The organism is Pontibacter populi (assembly GCF_040278685.1).
Classification (GTDB): Bacteria; Bacteroidota; Bacteroidia; order Cytophagales; family Hymenobacteraceae; genus Pontibacter; species Pontibacter populi.
In genome coordinates this window covers 1-22021 of record NZ_JBEOKT010000010.1, presented here as the reverse complement: position 1 = coordinate 22021, position 22021 = coordinate 1, and the positions used below count along the sequence as shown (strand labels likewise).

The following is a 22021-nucleotide window of genomic DNA, read 5'->3' as shown; positions in this document are numbered from 1 at the left end:
TAACATTACGTTTAGACACCCTTACGCAGAAGGCTCAATTTAGGTACATCAACTAAAGCAGCTAAAATTTAAACTGCTTGTACCAAGGCTGTTGTTCTAGGTCATCGGAATAGTAGCCGTATCCATAACCGTAGCCATAGCCGTATCCATAATTCAGCTTGCGGTAATCTACGTCGTTAAATAAAATGGCCGTATTTCGTATTTTACCTGACTCGTTTTGGTGCTGTATATTTGTTAGGAATGATTTCATAGTATAATCCTGGCGCACCATAAAAATATTCGCGTCTGACAGTTGCATCAGTTCCAAGCCATCAGACAAGATACCAACCGGTGGTGTATCAATTATGATGTAATCAAATTCCCGTCGCAGTCTGTTCAGTAATTCCTCCATCCGTTTGTTTAATAGCAATTCCGAAGGGTTTGGTGGAATATCACCAGAAGGAAGTATAAATAAGTTTTCCTGTATAGTTAGATGAACAACATCATCTAAAGCTGTATAACCAGCCAGGTAATTGCTCAAACCAATCCGGCTCGTTACGCCAAAGTCAGTGTTATTATTTGGCTTTCGCATGTCGGCATTTATTAGTATCGTTCGCTCCCCCGAAATGGAGAAGATATATGCCAGATTTTTAGCTGAAAATGTCTTCCCTTCTCCGCTTATGGAAGATGTTATTACAAAAATCTTCCCGGAACTATTTTCAGCATTTGTCATAAAACGCAGATTAGAGCGCACCGTTCGGAAAGCTTCTGCCATCGCCGATTTTGGACTTTGATCAATAAGGCTAGAAGTATCTTTCTTGTTATGTCCTACCATACCCAATATAGGCAGTGTAGTAAGACGTTTAATATCTTCCTGATTACTTACTTTATTGTTAAAAAAATCTTTAAGAAAGATCAGCCCTATAGGTAAAGCCAACCCTAATATAAATGCTGTAATGTAGTTCTTGGAAGTATTAGGTGCAGTTTGTGCTGAAACATAGGCCTCACTTAATATCGTAACATCCGACGTATTCGCTGCTTTGGCAATTCCAGCTTCGGCACGCTTCTCCATCAGGAAAACATAAAGATTTTCGCTTAAATTATACAGCCGTTGAATATTGATCAGCTGGCGTTCAGCAGTAGGTAACTTCTGAAGCTGACCGGATGCCTGACCAATTCTGCTATTCAGTTCCCTAATAGCGATCTCGTTTGCAGCCTCAATGTTTCGCAGATTCTCAAGAATATTAGAACTTAGATCGGAAACCTGCTGCCTTTTCACTCGCAACTGATTTGCCACTATCGGGTTTGACTGAATATCCTGTTGGCTCAGTGTTTCCACCTCGCTCTGTAGCTCAATAATATTTCCGATAAGACTATTTAATACCGGATCTTGAATACCAAGGTTTGAAGGTACTACCAGTTTATCAAGAGCTTTGCCTTGTCTCAGATAAGTTCTTAAGTAATCATAGTACTTCTGATTAACCAGCAGTAAGGACTTGCTTTCTTCCAGTTGCGTAAGCTGCTGCGCAAACTGATTACCTTCTCTACTGATGTTGATCTTTGCATTACTTTTTTTAAAATCCTCCAGCCTACTTTCTATAAAGTATAAGGAATCACTTATTTGCTGCAGTTGCTCATCAATAAATTCAAGCGTGTTGATGGCATTGGAGTTTTTGATATAGAGGTTGTTCTCCCGATATGTCTCCATGTGAGCATTCAAAAATTCCTTTTCTTTTTCGGGAGTGGTGCCTCCCATCTTAAGAATTAGAGCCGAAGCGCCACCCTGCATCGGTGAAACATCCAACCGTCCGGCATAACTCCCTGCCAGATCATCAGGGTTATTTATTCTGAAAAGCAGTTCGTTGGGAATATCACCAGCATTATCGTGTTTAAGGGTTACGGTAAACCTAAAGCCATTAATATTATAAGGGCGCTCCGAAATAAAGTTTTTAGCACCTATAAGTTTATTCAAGTGTAAGTTTTCTGTACTTAAAGTGTATGCACCATTCTCGGAAGGTGTTACTTTAAATAAAACACCATAAGGTACGTTGGTAGAAGCAGTATCAAAAGAAACAGTAAATGGTGACAAAGCTTTGTAGACTTCTGTTAACTTTATTGTTCCCTGCTGGAAGTAGCTTACATCAAAATCAAGCTTTTCCAAAGTTTGTTTTACAAGTTCTTTGGTTTTAATTAATACGGATTCGTTCGTAAGCCCCCGGGATCCCTGGAACATTTCATCGCCATAAAGTAAGGCAGAAGCAGAAGCCCCCTGCTCTACCGGCTTCACGATCATCACAGAGGAGCTTACTTCAAAACTGGGTACCGTATATCGGTTAACTAAGAAAGCAGCGATTAGAGCAAGAATTAATGAGGCCAAAACCCAATACCAATATCTCAGAACCTTTAGAAGGAGGTTCTGCAGATCAAAAGTACCGGTTTGAACTAGTTGCTTATTTTCCAAGTGGAGAAGAATTTTGTGACGCTAAAACTATAAAAACCTTGATAATAATAGACTTATCGTAGTTATGAGAGAAAGTGTCAAACTCACATTTGCTATCAGATTCTCGCGGATGTTTCTAGCCGGAAGCGGATCAACTACGATCATATCATTAGGTTGCAGATAAAAGTTAGCTTGGGCTATAGTATTATCGTCCAATAAACTGAACGTATATAGTTTTGCCTTTCCAGATTCGTAGCGTACTAATTTTATTTGACCACGATTAGCATAAGGAGAAAAGCCACCTGCATTGGCAATTGCCTCCATCAAGTTTATGTCATCCTGATAAGTCGTAAACTGGCCTTGTTTTGAAACTTCTCCTATCACAGAAAAACGGAATGTCAGAAAACGCATGTTTACAGTAGGATCAGTAAGGTAAGGCTTTAAGGCTTCTGTCACCTTTAGCCTAGCTTCCGCTAATGTTAACCCCTGCAGGTTTACTTTCCCAACGGTTGGTATAAGTATATTACCCTCAGCATCTATAGTATAGCCTTCCAGTACCGGATCAGAACTAGTGGTAGCGGTTGTGGCCTGGCCTAAAAAGTTATACTCTGCGGGGGTAGTTGTCTGTACTTTTAATGACAATACATCACCAGGCTTCAACGTATAAACCGGCCGTTGCAAGTCAAATGATTTTAAAAGAGCATCAGCATTTGCCTGGTCTGCTTTGTCAGGCTTATCCTGTAACAGAACAAGTCTTTTTTGTGGCACGCACGAAGCGACCAACAGAAGACAAATCAAGCTGTAAACTATAGTAAGGGTGTTACGCATTTTAAGTGCTTATACACGAACGGTTTGGAACAGAAATGTATTTAACGCAATACGACAGGTTAAATTACAGTCTGTGAAATTACTAAAAAATCTCTTTTAATTATGCTATAGTTACTTAAATATAATAATCGTCTTAAAAATTCACCTGCACTCCGTTAGTAATAGCATAGACAAATCGGGTTACCGGCACGATAGGTTTATCTTCGAAAGTACAGTTAAAACCAGTTCTGAATGAAAGCGTATTATTGAGTTTAAATACCAGGTTGGCATCTCCGCTAACCCTATTCCTTAAAGCATCTATCTTATTATCATAACCTGTCTGGTAGTAAACTATAGCCTCTGTGGTTACATGGCTGTTCAATACTGATTTGTTGCTGATATAGTTTGTGAGCTTTGGTAAGTTGGAAATCAGGATGCCTTCACCTTCTTCAGGCGATTGCCATTTTTCATATTCGTGCATGACACCTGAGCCTATAAATAAGTTCGTATTTTCTTTGCGAAGGATGGCAAAACGCAACCCTGCTCCTGCCAGACCTCTCAGTTCAAGGCCGCGTGCTCTGTCTGATTGAGCTTGCGTAAATAACTCATAAGATAATCGCCTTTGGCGGTGAAGGTTTACCCTGAAATGGGCATAGCCGTTACTTGCAATCGTGTTCCGCTCTGTTTGACTGTCATAGTTAATCAGGAGGTAGTTATAGTAGGTAAGCAGCAGGTAACTATGCTTCTCAGAAATATAAGCGGCATCGCTGTTGAATGTGAGCTGCAAAAAATTATTCGGGTTATTCTTGCCGGCATTACGGTTGAACATCGAGAAATTAAAGTCAGCCCTTCCGGTAAAATAGTTACTCGAGTCCTGCTCTACTCTTGCACGTTCAATATTCAGGATCTGGGCATTGGCAGCTATACTTACTAACAAAATCATTGATGTGGCAAGTACAGCCGGTTTAAATTGCAATGAAAACTTAAATTCTGGTGTTAAATGTGGTATGCTGAAAATCATCTTTCAAGTCTAATGCATAATTCCTAGACCTCCAAAAAAACAGGTTATAGTTGCTGGTTAAACTTGTACAGGAAGCTATAATTCCGCAGTTTTGGACAAACGAAACTTATGCTTACAAAAGAAGAGATAATTGAAAAGACCGCTGCTTATGTTAAAGAACTGCTCTCTGGCGAAGGCTCTGGGCACGACTGGTGGCACATTTTGCGGGTCTGGAATAATGCGAAAACAATAGCAGCCTCCGAAAATACGGATCTTTTTATAGTTGAACTGGCGGCTTTACTGCATGACATCGGCGACCATAAATTCCATAACGGCGATGAAACAATTGGACCACGCATGGCTGCGGAATGGCTTGGATCACTAAAAGTACAGAATGAAACTATAGATCTTATCTGTACTATAATTAAAGAGTTATCATTTAAAGGTGCTGGCACAACTTCGGATATGAGCAGTATAGAAGGCCGTATAGTACAGGATGCAGACCGACTGGATGCCATTGGTGCTATTGGGATTGCGCGGTCGTTCGCTTACGGCGGACATAAGAGCCGGGAAATGTATAACCCTACGATCTCACCTGAAATGCATGACACCTTTGAAGCTTACAAAAACAGCACTGCTCCAACTATAAATCACTTTTACGAGAAGCTTTTATTGCTTAAAGACCGTATGCATACCCAAACTGCTAAACGTATGGCACAACAAAGGCATGAATACATGGAAGCTTACCTAGAGCAGTTTTTCGATGAATGGAATGGCCTTAAATAAAATTCCCAACATACCCACACTATCTACCTATCGCCCAAACAATTATAAAACAAACCATAAATAACAACCCACATAACGCAGCATAAACTATGGAAATGCCCTTACTTAATGATGTCGTGATCATACTCGGGCTGGCCGTGGTTGTTATTCTGTTGTTTCAGCGATTTAAGCTACCTACCATACTTGGCTTCTTAATTACAGGTGTAATTGCCGGACCACACGGTTTAAGTTTGGTGCATGATATGCATAACATCGAGATGTTGGCCGAGATCGGTGTTATCATGTTGTTGTTCATTATAGGGATGGAGTTCTCGCTTAAAAGGCTTGCGTTAATAAAACGAACGATACTTTTGGGCGGAGCTACACAGGTCTTTGGCTCTATTTTTCTGGCAGCAGCCATCATGCAACTGTTCAATTATAGTTTAGGGCAGTCCGTTTTTATCGGGTTTCTTATAGCGCTGAGCAGCACAGCTATCGTTCTGAAATTACTACAGGATAAAGGAGAAATAAATAGTCCGCATGGTAAAGTAGTGCTGGCTATCCTTATTTTCCAGGATATTATAGTTGTGCCCATGATGCTGCTGACCCCACTCCTGACCGGTGAAGTCGAGAACATTGGCCTGAAGTTGCTGTTGATGTTACTGAAAGGCCTGCTGGTTATAGTGGTTGTACTTTTGAGCGCGCGTTATCTGGTACCTAAACTACTTTATTCTGTTGCCCAGACAAAAAGCAAAGAGCTGTTCATATTATCTATAGTTGCCATTTGTTTTATGGTAGCGTGGTTCACTTCCGTTCTAGGGCTTTCGCTGGCGCTTGGTGCCTTTATGGCCGGCCTTATCATCTCCGAATCAGAGTACAGTCACCAGGCCACCAGTAATGTTCTGCCTTTCCGCGAAATCTTTACCAGTTTCTTTTTTGTATCCATCGGGATGCTGCTTGATATTAGTTTTTTAGTAGCGCATTTCCCTGTTATACTGCTCTTAACTATAGCCACCTTCGTGGTAAATACACTTGTAGCAACTCTGGCTGCCAGGATGCTGCAATACCCGCTTCGCACAGCCATTATAGTTGGTATTGCTTTGTTCCAGGTTGGTGAGTTTGCATTTATTCTTTCCAAAACCGGTATTTCCTACGGGTTGCTCACTCCTATTACCTATCAGTATTTTCTGTCTGTATCGCTGTTAAGTATGGCCCTCACTCCTTTTGCCTTACAGTACTCACAACAGATCGCCAATTTTATCAGCCAGAAGTTACCTGAAGACTTTGAACCCAAGCAAGCGTTAAAAGCCCACTCACATGAACCGGAGGAACTTCCGGAGATGGAAGATCACATCGTTATCATTGGGTATGGCATAAACGGACGGAATGTAGCCAAAGCAGCACGTTATGCGCATATACCTTATACTATAGTTGAGATGAATGCCGTGACGGTAAAGAACGAAAGGCAAAAAGGAGAACCTATACTTTTCGGGGATGCTGTGCACGGCACCATTTTATCTCACGTTAACATCCATAAAGCGCGGGTGGCTGTAATTGCTATCTCTGACCCTGACTCAACGAGGCGTATTATAGCGGCAATAAGAGGAATAAGTGATAAAGTGCATATTATCGTTCGTACACGTTTTGTAGAGGAAATGCAGGACAACTACAGACTTGGCGCAAACGAAGTGATACCCGAAGAGTTTGAGACATCCATCGAAATATTTACCAGGGTACTGAACAAATACTTGTTACCCCAGGATGATATCGAAAACTTTACGCGCCAGATTAGGTCAGACAATTATGAAATGCTTCGCAGTATGCAACTGCCGGGTAGTAAAATACATAACCTCAGTGAAGACTTACCCGACATTGAAGTAGCCAGCCTGCGCATTTACACAGCCGACGACACTATAATTGATAAAACGCTTGAATTAGCAAACCTGCGCGTGAGGTTTAATATAACTATAGTGGCCATAAAACGAGATACAGAAACTATACTGGACATTAATGGCAAAACGAAACTACAGCAAGGTGATGTAGTTTATGTTGTTGGTTTGCCGGACGATGTCTATAGTTTCGAGAACGCACTGAAAGAAGAATGATAAAGATCACTATTGAACTATAGTCTAGCGTTTTTTCAGCGGCTCCAGTACTTTTTCAACTTCGTTACGCACCGAATTATAGCCTGCTTTAAAATTAGAAATAGCGCCTTCTGTCCAACCTCTCCAAACAAGCTCATTTGTTTTAGGGTTTACCAGGTCTATAATCAATGTGCCGCTTTTGTACAGGTCTACGGCACGGTATCCGGGTAACTGCTCATTTCCATAATTATACCTGTAACCCGACATGTAAGCATAACTATAGCCAAAACCTTTTAAATAGTTATTTGCAATATCTTTCTCCTCTGGCACAGAAACACTTACATCATATGCAACCAGTACATCAGGGGTACCATTTGTAGCTTTCGTAAATCCATTTTTCTGCAACTCCTCCTCTACTGCCTGCCTGATGTGATTGTTAAGGCTGCCTGTATAATCTTCGTCGTAAGCAATGGGTGCTACAGGCTGGTCCTGAAACCAGGCGTAAGTTTTATAGTTAAGCGTATTTGCACCTGTAACAGTTACGCTGTTAGGTCTGCTTGATACCGAACTGGCAACACAGGCACTTAAAAACAGCAGGTATAAAAACAGCAGAGGAGTATGTTTTTTCATAGGTCTATAGTTTTAAACTATTACGCGGGAAACAGTACTATAAGTTATTCGCCGCATTTAGTTGGCAATTTAAGAATCATATTGCATAGATGATGATTATCATTTTAAAAATAAGTTAGCAGGCATAGCTTGCAGCCATATTTAAAACCACAAACTCAGCTATAAAGTATAGCTAGTTTTAACCAAAAGATAAATCATGGCTCCTACAACTCCTATTTATACCACCGCTGAAGAGGCGCTCTCTATTATTAAATCAGGCGACAGAGTTTTTTTGCATGGTAGTGCCGCTACCCCGCAATTCATGATCCAGAAACTGGTAGAACGTGCAGACGAACTTCGTAATGTAGAACTGGTAAGTATAAGTACTTTCGGTGAAATGCCCTGCGCCGAAGAGAAGTATGCAGAATCTTTTTACATCAACTCGCTGTTCGTGTCGGCTAACGTACGCGATGCCGTTAATAGCGGCCGCGGTGACTATGTGCCTATATTCCTGAGCGAGATACCACAACTTTTCCGTTTAGGCATTATGCCGCTGGATGTAGCCATCGTGCATGTGTCGCCTCCAGACAGACATGGTTATTGCTCGCTTGGTGTGTCTGTAGACATTGCCCGTCAGGCAGTAAAAAGCGCTAAGCACGTTATTGCGCAGGTTAACCCCCAAATGCCTCGTACCCATGGCGATGCACTTATCCATATCCGTAGGTTTGATGCCCTGGTTGAGGTAAATGAACCGCTGCCAGAAGTAGACTACTCTGCCCGCATTTCGGAAGTGGAAAAAAAGATAGGTCAGAATGTAGCCGGACTGGTTGAAGATAAAGCCACCCTGCAGATGGGTATTGGTGCTATTCCCGATGCGGTATTGCAAAGCCTTACCAACCATAAAGGACTTGGTATTCATACCGAAATGTTCTCTAATGGCATATTACCACTCATTGAAAGTGGGGTTATTACAAATGAACACAAAAAGGTATTACCAGGCCGTATTGCTACAGCCTTTATAGCCGGTAACCGCAACCTCTACGACTATGTGGATGATAACCCACTCATCACTATGCTGAGTACTGATGTTGCCAATGATGTATCGGTCATCAAAACAAACAACAAAGTTACAGCTATAAACAGCGCTATAGAAATAGACCTGACAGGCCAGGTAGTGTCAGACTCGATCGGTACCTACCAGTTTTCAGGTGTTGGTGGTCAGATGGACTTTATTCGTGGAGCTGCTTTATCTAAAGGTGGTAAGCCTATTATTGCATTGCCTTCTGTTACGCATAAGGGCGTATCCCGCATCACTCCTTTCCTGAATCCGGGAGGTGGCGTGGTTACTACGAGAGCGCACGTGCACTATGTAGTTACAGAGTATGGCGTTGCTTACCTATATGGCAAAAACCTGCGTCAGCGGGCCAAAGCATTGATAGAAATAGCGCACCCGGACCACAGAGAAAGGTTAATGAAAGAAGCCACTCTCCGTTTTAAAAACATGTAAGGGCCAAACTTATAAGCCGGAGTTACGTGTATGCTATAAAAAAACAACTATATATATGATAGATGTAGCACAACACGTTCCTACTCCACCACCGGCCTGGGTCAAAAACATGGCCAGGTTCGGGCTAACTGCTAAAGGTGTAGTTTATTGTCTGGTGGGTATTCTGGCTTTTATGGCCGCATTCGAGATCGGAGGCAAATCTGAGCAGGGTTCTGATAAAACCGGAGTTTTCAAGTTTGTATTAGAGCAATCGTTTGGCCGCGTTTTGCTGGCCATTATAGCACTGGGTTTGTTATGCTATACCATCTGGCGTTTCATACAGGCTTTTAAAGACACTGAAAATAAAGGTGACGATGCCAAAGGTGTGGGTGTCCGGATCAGGTATGCGTTTAGTGGCCTGGTTTACGGTGCGCTTGCTTACTATGCAGCAAAACTTGTGCTTGGTAATGGTGGTAGCGGCAACGGAGACTCCAGGGAAACTCTTGCCCGCGAGCTTTTACAGCAGCCATTTGGCCAATGGCTGGTTGGTATAGTTGCAGTTGGCACAGCCATTGCAGGTTTGCACCAGATCTACATGGCTTTATCAGACAAATACAAGAAGAAAGTACAGGGAGCCGGATTAAAGCACGAAGCAGAAACAATGATGATCAGGGCCGGAAAGATAGGGTATATCGCACGTGGTATCGTATGGTTAATTATCGCCTACATGTTTCTGAAAGCTGCCCTAAACTCAAACTCCCAGGAAGCTGGTGGAAGCGGAAGTGCTTTCCAGTTTATCGAGAACTCATCATATGGCTCTTACATGCTTGGTGCTGTGGCCATCGGGCTTATCTTTTATGGTGTGTTCATGTTTATGCGTGCCAAATTCCAGGTCATTAATGTAAACTAAACTATAGTTTTAAACTATAGAGTATTCAAACTGTTTCCTTTTCAACTTATAGTTTCAGGTGAAATAAATTTTACACATTTCACCTGAAACTATAATTATCTGCCTGAAAGCACCTTCAACTTAAATTTTAAAGCATCAGTCTAAGTATTCCCAAATGTCAAAATTATTTTTGGCAGAACGTTCTGTATAGTATATTTGACGATGATGTATACCAGTACCTAAACGATACATGAAGAACACCCCTTTTAAGATCTTCATTCTGGATGATGACGTGTGGTACAGCGAATTGCTGGAGTATCATCTTGCCCTTAACCCCGACTACGAAATAAAGAAATTCCATTCTGCTAAAGACTTTTTTGCCAGCTTACACGAGAGACCCGATGTAGTGACAGTAGACTATTCGCTACCTGATAAAAATGGTGGTGAAGTGCTGGCTAGAGTGAAAGAACGCAACCCGGACACGCAAGTGATCATCATCTCGGGCCAGGAAGATGTAGCCACAGCTGTAGCCCTGCTTAAACAGGGAGCTTACGATTACATTGTAAAAGACGAAGAAACTGCAGAGAGGCTCTGGAACACTATTAATAAGATTCGTGAAAACGTATCGTTGCGCGAAGAGATAGACCACCTGCGCGAAGAGATAGGCCAGAAATATGATTTCGGCAAAGTGATCATCGGGAATAGCGAAGCCATCAAAAAAGTATTTTCGCTGATGGACAAAGCTACCAAAACTAACATCACGGTTTCTATAAATGGTGAGACAGGAACAGGTAAAGAACTGGTAGCCAAAGCCATACATTACAACGGCATCCGCAAAAAACAGCCTTACGTGGCAGTAAATGTTGCAGCTATACCAAAAGAGCTGATTGAAAGTGAACTGTTCGGACACGAAAAAGGAGCTTTTACTGGGGCAACCGCGCGTCGTATCGGTAGGTTTGAGGAAGCAAACAAAGGCACTATTTTCCTGGATGAGATAGGTGAACTGGATATTAGCTTACAGGCTAAATTGCTGCGCGTACTCCAGGAGAAAGAAATAACCCGGGTTGGTGGCAATTCTGTAGTGGCAGTAGATGTCAGGATCATAGTGGCAACCCATAAAAATCTGGCACAGGAAGTAAGCAAAGGCACGTTCCGCGAAGACCTGTATTACCGTTTACTTGGCTTGCCAATAAACCTGCCCCCTCTGCGCGAACGTGGTACTGACATTTTAGTGCTGGCACGCCATTTTATGGATGAGTTTGCCAAAGAGAATAACATTCCACGTAAAAGCCTGTCAGCAAAAGCACAGGAAAAAATACTTTCTTATGCCTTCCCCGGAAACGTTCGTGAATTAAAAGCTATAGTTGAACTGGCTATGGTACTTGCTGATCATGACGAGATTCAGGAACAGGACATCAATCTATCGGTTGGCAACTCTAATAAAGACTTCCTGGCGAAAGAGCAATCGTTGAAAGTTTACACCACCCGCATTATCCAGTATTTCCTGGATAAATATGACTACAACGTGCTGCTTGTAGCTGAAAAACTCGACATCGGTAAATCCACCATATATCGCATGATACAGAGTAATGAACTGAAGGTAAAATAAACTATAAGCCAGTAAATCATTAATAGTATTATACCAACATAGCTTAAAGACAAGTTTCTACTTAAACTAACTGATTTCCCTTTTAAAATTCATTCCTTCATTCAACAAAAAACACTGCTACTCACTTAATAAGTAATAATATATTGGGTTACACAGTTAATATCATTTACAAATAAACTAATTCTTAACAGGTTTGTTGAAATGTAATAATATGATGTTAAAAAGCCCTAACTTGCAGTAAATTTTATAAGATGGAAGTTTTAAACGACGTAGCTACCCTGCTCAGGTTGTTAGAGAAAGAACGGAAGGCGCGGCAGGCCGCTGAAGAATCAGCGGAAAAGAACAAAAAAGAACTCCATGATTTAAAATTAGCAATAGCATCAGCTAGTGCGAATAATACGCTTGCCACTTCACAGCTAAAATCAGAAATTCAGGAAGAATACCCTGATCCTGTTCTTCGAGTAAACGATCAGTCTGAAATACTTTATCTGAATGCCGCTGGGTCACACTTTCTGCAAACTATATCCGCAGAACGTCTTCCGGCAGTAACCCGTTTATTATTAAGTAAAGCAAATGCTGCCCGTAAAGCCGGGAAACCAGTTACGCTTCAGTCTCATTTACTGGGCAAGCACTTCCTGCTGTTTATAGTTCCTCTTAAAGAAAAGGGCTATGTTAACATCTACCTGAACGATATTACAGAGCGCCGCGAAGCAGAACTTGCTCTTGAGGAGAGCCAGTACTTTGTTCGCAACATAACCCATACTGTACCAAACATAGTTTATATCTACGATCTGGAGAAGGATCGCTTTGTTTATCTTAACGATCACATCGAAACGGTACTAGGCTACGACCAGCAGGACATCGCTCTAATGAAAGGGCATGTATTTATGTCATTGCTGTTACCCGAGGAGTTGCCAAAAATGTATGAACACACCTATGGCATGCTGCAGGCGCAGGATGGCGAAGTGCGTGAAGTTGAATACATTGTACAGTCTAAAAAAGGTGAGAAAAAAAACCTGTTTTGCCGAGAGAGCGTTTTTAAGCGTAAAGAAAACGGCCAGGTTACAAAAGTGATAGGTTCCGCTCAGGATGTAACACAACTACGTGAACAAACAAAAGCCCTTGTAGAGCAAAAGGAATTCTATGAAGGAATCCTGAATCACATACCATCCGATATTGCTGTTTACAATAACCAACTGCAGTACCTGTTTGTAAACCCTGTAGCAGTCTCCGACCCAGCCTTACGCAAATGGATAGTTGGCAAGACCAATGAGGAATACTGTAGGTATAGAAATGTACCCCTTGAGCGTTTAAAGACCCGAAGCTATCATTTAGAACTTGCCCGATCGAGTAAAGATTATGTCGCATTTGAAGAACAGATCATATCCAGAACCGGCGAAGTATCACATCACATCCGTAAGCTTAACCCTGTAGTTGACCCGAATGGTGATCTGAAAATGATCATTGGTCATGGCCTGAACATAACAGACCTGAAGACCGCTCAGGAAAAGATAATTAAGAGCGAAGAGAAGAACAGAGCTATGCTGGCCGCAATACCTGACCTTATTTTCATCATAGATAAGGATGGTATATACCTGGACATGAAAAATGTGGAGCAGATACATTTGCTTGTTCCGAAAGAGAATGTGATCGGCTCTCACATCAAAAACCTGCTCCCGGAGCCAGTTTACAAGCAGATATTCGCCCTTATTAAAAAGGTGATCGAAACAGGTAACCCGGAACGGACCGAATACGAACTGCAATTGGAAAATGGCCTGCACTACTATGAGGGCAGAATAATTAAATACAATACCGACCAGGTATTAGCTATCATCCGTGATACGACCGAGGAGCGTAAGGCGGCACTGGCAGCAAAAGAGCAGAATGACTTTATCAGGCTTGTGATGGATTCCAGCCCAAGCTTGATCTATGTGAAAGATGGCGAAAGCAGGTTTAAGCTTGCTAATCAAGGCGTTGCCGATCTGTTTGGGTTGCCCTTGCATGAGTTACTGGAAAAAGACAACGATACGTTATTTCCTGACCCGGATGACAGAGCGTACTTCGAAATGAATGACCGCCTGGTTATAACTGAAAACCGTGAAATTATAGTTGAAGAGCGTTTTACGAAACGGGATGGAAGCGAAGTATGGTTTAAAACCATTAAACGCCCGCTCGTAACCAGCGATGGCCAGGTAAATGTGCTTGGCATTTCTACAGACATTACTGCGCAGCGCCAGGCAAATAAACAGCTTAAAGATAGTGAAGAACTATACCGTCTGCTGTCAGAAAACTCTAAAGATGTGATTAGCCTGCATGAGCTGAGTGGTCGTTATATCTTTATTTCAAAAGCTGTGGAGGAAATGCTGGGCTATGCCGTTTCTGATGTTATCGGTAATGTGCCTAAACGTTTGATACATGCGGATGATTACGAACAACTGCGTATTGGCTTCAGGGATGTGCTGGAGAAAAAAATAAACACGAACGTAGAGCACCGGCTGGTCCGTAAAGACGGAGGCATTGTTTGGGTGGAAACCAACCTGAAACCTTTGCTTGATACAGATGGCAATGTGGTTAAGGTTCAGTCATCGGCCCGCGATATAAGCGCACGCCGCGAAAATGCTGAAGCCTTGAAACACAGTGAAAAGAAGTATCGTGACCTGATAAACTATAGCCAGGCCTACATCTGTGCCCACGACATGGAAGGTACCATCCTTTCCGTGAACCCATACCTGTTAAACGTGTTAGGCTATACCGAAGAAGAGATGGTAGGTAATCAGCTCCGATCGTTCTTTCCGGAAGCGCACCGCGAGAACTTTAACCAGTATATTGATAAGTTTAAAAACTCGAATAATGTTGAAGGGGTACTTTGTATCCTGAATAAGGAAAAGCAAGAGCGCTACTTGTATTACCAGAACTATAAAGTAGAAGAGCCTGGCATACCAGCTTACATCATTGGCCTGGCCCAGGACATAACCGACCGCCTGGAAACCGAACAGGAACTGAAGCGAGCCAAAGAAGCGGCCGAAGAATCTGCAAAAGTAAAAGAGAATTTCCTGGCTAACATGAGCCACGAGATCCGGACACCGATGAACGGTATATTAGGTATGGCAGGGCTGATGCAGAAAACAAACCTGGATGATGCACAGAATAACTTCCTTAAGATTATAAGGCAATCTGCTGAAAACCTGCTGGTTGTTATTAATGATATTCTGGATGTTGCTAAGATAGAAGCCGGTAAGCTGGACCTGGAGCAGATACCTTTCCACCTCGGAGATGCAATCCGTAATACCTTCCAGACACTTACTTATAAAGCCGAAGAAAAAGAGATAGGCTATAGTTTTGAGGCATACCACGAGCAATGCCCTGTTGTTATAGGTGACCCCTACCGGCTTAACCAGGTTTTGTTAAACCTGTTAAACAACGCTATTAAGTTTACAGACGAAGGAAGCGTAACGCTCAAGTGCAGACTCCTGAAGGAGACGATAGACAACCTGACCTTAGAAGTTGAAGTTGCGGATACCGGCATAGGCATACCGGAAAATAAACTGGATATTATTTTCGATGGCTTTACACAAGCTTACTCCAGCATTACCCGAAAATATGGCGGATCAGGCCTTGGCTTAAGTATCTGTAAAAACCTGGTTGAAATGCAGGGCGGAAATATTTGGGTGGAGAGCGAAGAAGGAAAAGGCAGCTCATTTAAGTTTACACTAACCTACGACAAAGCAAAAGATAATCAGCGCGTTAACGATAACAACGCCGAAATTGATTTTGACAGCCTGGAGCCATTGCACGTGTTGATAGCTGAAGACAACGAGATCAACATTTTCCTGGCACAGTCTATACTGGAAGGATGGAATTTTACGGTTGATGTAGCACAAAACGGTAGCGAAGCAGTTAAAATGGCTGTTGCAAATACATACGATGTTATATTAATGGACATACAGATGCCGGAAATGAGCGGAATTGATGCGACACTGGCCATTCGGGCTAACCCTGATAAAAAGATTGCCGATGTTCCGATCATAGCCCTGACAGCCAACGCTTTTAAAGGCGATGCTGAAAGGTACCTGGCAGCTGGTATGAATGACTATATCTCGAAGCCGTTCCAGGAAGATTCATTGTATTTAAAGATATTTGCGCTGGTTCCGGATAAGGTTAAGAAAAGACCTATAAAGTCTGCTGCGCAACAAATAGCTCCAGCTATAGTAGAGCAGCCACTTTATGACCTGCAACCGCTGCAGAAACTCGCCCGCGGAAACCAGGCCTTTATAAACAGAACGATACAGCTCTTTATTCAGACCATACCGGAAACAGTAACGACGCTGAAAAACTGCGAACAGCAACAGGACTGGGCAGGTGTAAGCGCGGCAGCTCATAAGTTAAAATCAACAATTGATACGCTTCGTATTGAGCAGCTACAACCGGTGGTAAGACAAATTGAAATGGACGCCAAGAAAAGCATAAACCTGAAACAGGTGTCTGATCAGATCGCCTTTGTTGACGAACATATAAAACTCATTATAAAAGAAATAGCCAAAGACATCGTCTGATATACTTTAAGTAGAGGCATGCTTTATAAGTTGTGGTTGTTTAACTCCCAGCCGCAATTATAACAGAAGCTGGCATTAGGCACATGGCCCTCCTTGTGGCAATTGGGGCAGACTTTTGTATTAGTCATTGACCTATCGGTTTTGGACATCTCTACGGTAACTATACCGGTAGGTACGGCTATAATACCATAACCAAGTATCATGACACAACTTGCCAGTATTTGCCCAAGTGGGGTTACTGGTGCAATGTCTCCGTAGCCTACTGTTGTTAAGGTAACTATGGTCCAGTAAATGCTTTTAGGTATGCTTGTAAAACCACTGGCTGCGCCCTCAACCATATACATTAAAGAGCCAATTATAACTACAGCCAGTAATACTGTTCCAAGAAAGACGAAGATCTTGGTTAAACTTGCCTTTAGCGCCCTTGATAGCACCTGGCCTTCGTTAATAAAATGTGTTAGCTTAAATATTCGGGCTATACGGAGCAACCTTAGCACCCTTACTACCAGCAGATATTGCGCCCCAACAATAAACAGACTTATATAAGTAGGTATGATTGAGATCAGATCGACAAGACCAAAGAAAGAAAAGATATATTTAAGGGGCTTTGGTGAACTATAGATGCGGAGCAGATACTCGATGGTAAACAATATGGTAAAAGCCCATTCAAGTTTGTAAAATAAAGCCAGATGAGATCTCCTGAGATAAACGACGGTTTCCAGGGCAACTACTGTAACACTGGCAAGAATCAATACCAACAGCAATATATCGAATAACCTTCCTGATGTTGTCTCAGCTTCGAAGATGATTCTGTATAATTTACTTCTAAGTGATATTGGTCTTTTCTTCATCAACACCTTATACGGCAAACTATTAAATTTTATACGCCCGGTTTTTAAACAGGCCAACTATAGCTTAAGAACACAAAAAAACCACTGCGATTACAGTGGCTTTCAATTAAATTCAGCACTTGTTTTCTATTCGTATGATGTGGAGGTAAGCATGGTGTGCTTACTCATCTGTTGTATCAGGTAAAGGCGTAAAGCAGGATCTACCTGTAACATTTGCTGCAACTCTTCTTTCGGGATACACAGTACTTCGGTAGGTTCTGTAGTTACGACTGTGTAGCTATAGTTATCCCGCATCAGGTCTGGCAAGCCAAGAAGGGTTCCGGCCTGCACTTTTCGTGGCACACCCGTTACAGGCGTAACCTGCGCACTACCTGTAATCAGGTAATAAAGCTCTTTATTAGGGCTTCCGGATTCAAATAAGCAAGTATCAGGAGTTACTTTTTTAAGGTTACCTCTCACCTGTCCTTCTTCTATCATCTTCCTGAACAACATATGCAGCTTTGATTAAAATATGCGAAAACAATCTACCATTCTGGTACAAAAATAAAAATGGTTAACTAAGAAGTATAATTACTTTCTAAGCACCATTTCAATCGCCTTTAGCTGATTTTCCTTTAAGGCAATGCGCATTAACGTCTATACATACTGGCTAAAATATAGCTAGTCCAGTAGTGCTGCAACCGGCTCCCTAAACTTCGTCTGTTTAACGCTATAAAGGTATTGCACATGCATATGCCATGCAGTGAGTTAGGTCACCGGGCTGAGTGACTTATGTCAGTTTAGGAACTGTAGTTTGAAATGAAAAATTATGGAAGAGAAAAGGTTTTACGTTATTCCGTTTTGGCAGCTACCGGTTTAGTACAGCAGCTCATTTCGGTTTTATGGTTAGTGGTTTCCACCACTTCAGGGCTCAGATACGGGATACCCAACCCAAGTCCGCGAACTATAAACAGGATAGCCAGCGTCATGCCAATATAGGGGACAGACCGGTTAAACATTCCGCGCACTTTCAGGCTTATGAGCTTACCTGATAAAGAAACCAGAAACATTAACGGAAAAGTGCCTAACCCAAACAAAGCCATGTAAAGCATAGCCCCGGTAATGCCAGGTGCACTGATAGCTCCCGCTAAGGCAATATAAACAAAACCACACGGCAGCAGGCCATTTAAAAGACCGACCATAAACAAAGCACCCAGCGAGTTCTTCTGGAAATAGTATCCCAGTTTTTGTCTCACCCAGATCATTAATTTATCCGTACCAAGTAGGCTGGCAGATTTACCTTTTATAGCAGCAGGAAGCACCAGTAGTAAAAGAATCAGGATACCAGAAACAATAGAAACAGTTTGTTGCAGACCAGCCATTTGAAGCGATTCTCCGAACGCACCAGCTAATGCACCAAGCAACGCATATGTAACTATACGTCCGCTATTGTACAGGAGCCGGCCGGCATAGTATTGCCAGCCGGTACTCCCGACAAAGGGCAGTGCCATTGCTATCGGGCCGCACATCCCTACACAATGGAAACTACCTACAATTCCGAATATGAACCCAGCCCAGATCATGCCTATTCCTGTATCTGGATTGTTTTCTCTGAGTAAAATGTTTCTTCGCCGTCACTAAAGCTCACACGTACTTTCCATATGCCACTTTCAAGGTCTTTAGTGTCTAGCAACTGGCTTTGGTCACGTCCCAGTTCCAGTGGTAACTGCTTGTCAAGTTTGTCGTTTGACGGGCGGAAAAGTGTAATGGTGCCAGTCAGGTTTTTCTCTCTGTAAGTGGCGGGCATTTGCAGCAACACTGTTTTGTCTTCAGCGCTATAGTTCACCATCACATCGCCGAGCGCCTGTGTACGTTTTACACGCTCTATCTGGTCCTGGTATTTAATTTCCTGCTCATAATAATCCTTGCTTACAAGGCCAACATCCTGTTTCATAGCTTTGTACACGAACATGGCAATGTAAGCCATAAATAAGATCATACATACCACAATGGCATAAGGCCAAAGCGTGAAACTTTTATTATTAGCTGTATCTTTCATTATGATATCTCCTTTGATAATTAATTTGCAGGCCCTAAGAACTTGGTTTCGGTGGTAGTGATCAGCTCATCCCCGTGATACACCCCGATCTCAATTTCAGAATTCATACCCGTCAGGTCTTCATTCGCTATTTCCGTAAAGAAAACGCCCTCTGCAATACCCTGAGCCGGCAATATCAGCTCGTTACCTATAACTTTTATAGTTCCACTCTTATCCAGCAGCTTTAATGTAAGCGGCATGTCGTGGTTGGTCTTATTGATAACAGAAATGTTATAAAGGTTTTTAATATGGCCCTGCTCCGTTTTCTGATAAAGCTGGCCCGGTGTGCGCAGTATAGTTGCTTCTGCTTCATCGCGGGTTAACAGCAAAGTTGTTAGTGCTGTCATAAGTATTGCCAGCACAGCAGTATATCCCATAACCCGCGAGGTAAAGAAGGTCCACTTTTTACCGGTCTCAATTGCCTCTTCTGATTCATACCTGATCAAACCTTCGGGCTTATCGATCATGCGCATAATATCGTTACAAGCATCAATACAGGCCGTACAATTAATGCACTCCAGCTGCTGCGCACCATTACGGATGTCGATACCTGTCGGGCAAACCTGCACACACTGGTTACAATCTATACAGTCACCCTCAGTGCGCTCCTGCCCTTTTCTTAACTTACCACGCGGTTCGCCACGACCGTAGTCGTAGGCTACAACCAAAGTCTTTTTATCCTGCATTACACCCTGCAAACGGCCATAAGGGCAAACTATAGTACAAACCTGCTCCCGGAACGAGGCAAATACCCAGTAAAATACGCCAGTAAATGCGAGCAGGGCACCAAAGCCAACCATGTGGTTTAATGGTCCTTCGGTTATGACTTTCTGCAGTTCGTCAATCCCTATAACATACGCCAGGAACAGGTTCGAAATAACAAAAGAGATCAGCAGAAAAACGGCTGTCTTTGCACTCTTCTTTAATATCTTTTCTGTGTTCCAGGGCATCCTGTCGAGGGCGCGCTGCTTATTATAATCTCCCTCTATGGCGTATTCTATCCTGCGGAAGACCATTTCCAGGAAAATGGTTTGGGGACAAACCCAGCCGCAGAAGATGCGGCCGTATACCACCGTAAAGAGGATAATAAAGACAACCAGCGTTAGGAAGGCTACCACAAGAATGAAGAAGTCCTGGGGCCAAAACAATACGCCAAAGATCACAAACTTGCGTTCCACTACATTCAGCATGAGCAGGGGCAAGCCATTAATTTTTATAAAAGGTCCGGCAAACAAAAGCGCCAGCAGCAGATAACTTACATATTTGCGGTAGTCGTATAGTTTGCCCTTCGGTTTTCTGGGGTACACCCAAATACGTTTTCCCTGGTCATCTACAGTTGAGATGTGGTCCCGAAATTCATCGGTTGGTTTAGTTTTAAGTGCCATGGCAGTGGTAATTTGTGCGGAGATTAGTCCTGCCTGTTATGTATGTATAAAAAATATAGTTATTGTAGAGATCTGTTAAATCTGCTTTTACAAAATTCCGAAAACAAGCCCTGCAAAAAGATGACTTAAGTCATAAACCATGGTGATTGAAATCAACTATAGTTGTTGATTTAACTATAGCCGCGGTTACAAGGCCTACCAGAAATTAAAAAGTCGCAAACACTATCGTTTAAGTGTCTGCGACTTTTTAATTCTCGTTTTCAAATCAATACTTACATCTTTTCTCCCTGCGGCTCCTTCGCACCTGCCGGGTTTGTTCCCTGCAAGCTCAGGATGTAGCTGGATACCTCGAGTATCTGGTCTTTTGTAAGCTTACCTTGCCAAGGCACCATACCTTTAGCCGGCACGCCATACTTTATTGTTTTAAAAATGTCATTCACGTCACCACCATGTAACCAGTATTCGTCAGTCAGGTTAGGCCCTACAGTTCCCTGTCCATCCTGGCCGTGGCAGGCAGCACAGTTTGTGTTAAATAACGCCTTACCAGACTCCAGTGCCGTAGCTTCCGTTAATACTTCATAATTGGTTACTGCATTCGGGTCATCTACATTTTTAGCAGCGATCAGGGCAGCTTCCTGCATTTCCACTTCGTACTCTTCGGTTTGCAAAGCACCTGTTTTAAACACATGGTAGTGCAGCATATATCCCACCGCAAAAACTATAGATACATAGAACATTGCTTTCCACCAAGGCGGCAGATCGTTGTCATATTCTTGTATACCATCGAAATCGTGGTTTGAGTGTATCTCATTCTTAGCCTTACCTGTAACTAATGTAGCATCACCGCGCACTAAAAACAATACTCTGCCTGCAAAAGAAGAACGGAAATCTTCATCATAAATAGAGTCACCCAGCATTGGCACGAACAGGCGGAACATCATTACCAACACCAAAATGGTTAACAGGATAATGACAGCAGCCAGCGCGAATGTGAACAATAAAACCGGAGGAAGATCCATAAAAGCTACTTCGGTTTCTGCAGCTGCTTCAGCGTTGGCATCGGCGGCAGGTGCTGCAGGGACTTCAGCTACTACTTCAGCTGGCTTCTCGCTTTCTGCTTTAATAAAGGCAATTACGTTAGCAACATCCTCATCAGAAAGTGACGTTCCAAAAGCAGGCATCGGCACTTTATTGAATTTCTCATAAACCTCAACGGCATCCTTATCGCCTGCCTGAACCAGTTCCTGGGAGTTCTTAATAAACTTCACCAGCCATTCATCGCCACGGCGTTTGTGAACATCTTTCAGGGCCGGGCCAACTACATCAGCATCTATGCTGTGGCAGGCTGTACAGTTACCTTCAAATATGGCTTTACCGGCTATGGCATCCTGCGCCTGAGCGGCATTGCCCATCAGCAGTAATCCGGCTACAAATGCCAGGCTGCTGTTTCTGATCATTTTCTTTAAAGAGCTCATTGTCTTACTCCT

16 protein-coding genes are annotated in these 22021 nt (G+C 42.6%); 6 read left to right on the top strand and 10 right to left on the bottom strand.

All coding sequences use genetic code 11. The features are described from left to right. Positions 1–61: 61 nt before the first annotated feature. From ABS362_RS12135 to ABS362_RS12125, 3 genes are all read right to left on the bottom strand, one after another. A complete protein-coding gene (locus ABS362_RS12135) occupies positions 62–2440 on the bottom strand; it encodes a GumC family protein (RefSeq protein ID WP_350412748.1) in 2379 nt (792 codons plus the stop codon). A gap of 27 nt (positions 2441–2467) precedes the next feature. After that, entirely contained in the window at positions 2468–3247 is a 780-nt protein-coding gene (locus tag ABS362_RS12130) for a polysaccharide biosynthesis/export family protein (protein ID WP_350412747.1), read from the bottom strand. A 133-nt stretch (positions 3248–3380) separates the two neighbouring features. Beyond that, a complete protein-coding gene (locus tag ABS362_RS12125) occupies positions 3381–4169 on the bottom strand; it encodes a DUF481 domain-containing protein (RefSeq protein WP_350412746.1) in 789 nt (262 codons plus the stop codon). Between the two features lie 186 nt (positions 4170–4355). Here ABS362_RS12125 and ABS362_RS12120 point away from each other — a divergent pair, with 186 nt between their 5' ends. Both ABS362_RS12120 and ABS362_RS12115 read left to right on the top strand, forming a co-directional pair. Beyond that, positions 4356–5012, top strand: coding sequence for an HD domain-containing protein (locus ABS362_RS12120; RefSeq protein WP_350412745.1), 657 nt, complete (start codon positions 4356–4358; stop codon positions 5010–5012). Positions 5013–5101: 89 nt separating this feature from the next. Next, on the top strand, positions 5102–7096 hold the full coding sequence (locus ABS362_RS12115) for a monovalent cation:proton antiporter family protein (RefSeq protein WP_350412744.1): 1995 nt from the start codon (positions 5102–5104) through the stop codon (positions 7094–7096). 24 nt (positions 7097–7120) lie between these two features. Here the strand turns inward: ABS362_RS12115 and ABS362_RS12110 are convergent, their stop codons facing one another. Next, on the bottom strand, positions 7121–7705 hold the full coding sequence (locus tag ABS362_RS12110) for a DUF4136 domain-containing protein (protein WP_350412743.1): 585 nt from the start codon (positions 7703–7705) through the stop codon (positions 7121–7123). Between the two features lie 196 nt (positions 7706–7901). On the opposite strand from ABS362_RS12110, the gene ABS362_RS12105 reads away from it, so the two are divergent. The 4 genes from ABS362_RS12105 (at position 7902) to ABS362_RS12090 (ending at position 16221) form a co-directional block, all read left to right on the top strand. Beyond that, the gene (locus ABS362_RS12105) at positions 7902–9191 is read left to right on the top strand and encodes an acetyl-CoA hydrolase/transferase family protein (RefSeq protein WP_350412742.1); all 1290 of its coding nucleotides are present in this window, start codon (positions 7902–7904) and stop codon (positions 9189–9191) included. Between the two features lie 55 nt (positions 9192–9246). Next, entirely contained in the window at positions 9247–10080 is an 834-nt protein-coding gene (locus tag ABS362_RS12100; RefSeq protein ID WP_350412741.1) for a DUF1206 domain-containing protein, read from the top strand. A gap of 229 nt (positions 10081–10309) precedes the next feature. Then, on the top strand, positions 10310–11668 hold the full coding sequence (locus ABS362_RS12095) for a sigma-54-dependent transcriptional regulator (RefSeq protein WP_350412740.1): 1359 nt from the start codon (positions 10310–10312) through the stop codon (positions 11666–11668). Positions 11669–11919: 251 nt separating this feature from the next. Continuing rightward, positions 11920–16221: a PAS domain S-box protein gene (locus ABS362_RS12090; protein WP_350412739.1), complete on the top strand. Its 4302-nt coding sequence runs from the start codon at positions 11920–11922 to the stop codon at positions 16219–16221. Positions 16222–16244: 23 nt separating this feature from the next. On the opposite strand, the gene ABS362_RS12085 is transcribed toward ABS362_RS12090, so the two are convergent. The 6 genes from ABS362_RS12085 to ABS362_RS12060 all read right to left on the bottom strand — a co-directional run bounded on the left by ABS362_RS12085 (position 16245) and on the right by ABS362_RS12060 (position 21991). After that, positions 16245–17072: an ion transporter gene (locus ABS362_RS12085; protein WP_350412738.1), complete on the bottom strand. Its 828-nt coding sequence runs from the start codon at positions 17070–17072 to the stop codon at positions 16245–16247. A gap of 126 nt (positions 17073–17198) precedes the next feature. Further along, positions 17199–17564 (bottom strand): Crp/Fnr family transcriptional regulator, encoded by a 366-nt coding sequence (locus tag ABS362_RS12080; protein WP_350412737.1) that lies wholly within the window; start codon positions 17562–17564, stop codon positions 17199–17201. A gap of 338 nt (positions 17565–17902) precedes the next feature. Next, positions 17903–18634, bottom strand: coding sequence for a sulfite exporter TauE/SafE family protein (locus ABS362_RS12075; protein WP_350412736.1), 732 nt, complete (start codon positions 18632–18634; stop codon positions 17903–17905). Between the two features lie 2 nt (positions 18635–18636). Beyond that, on the bottom strand, positions 18637–19110 hold the full coding sequence (locus tag ABS362_RS12070) for a FixH family protein (RefSeq protein ID WP_350412735.1): 474 nt from the start codon (positions 19108–19110) through the stop codon (positions 18637–18639). Positions 19111–19130: 20 nt separating this feature from the next. Continuing rightward, the gene (gene ccoG / locus ABS362_RS12065; protein ID WP_350412734.1) at positions 19131–20534 is read right to left on the bottom strand and encodes a cytochrome c oxidase accessory protein CcoG; all 1404 of its coding nucleotides are present in this window, start codon (positions 20532–20534) and stop codon (positions 19131–19133) included. Between the two features lie 272 nt (positions 20535–20806). Continuing rightward, complete coding sequence (locus tag ABS362_RS12060; RefSeq protein WP_434086524.1) at positions 20807–21991, bottom strand: c-type cytochrome; 1185 nt, start codon at positions 21989–21991, stop codon at positions 20807–20809. Between the last annotated feature and the right edge of the window lie 30 nt (positions 21992–22021).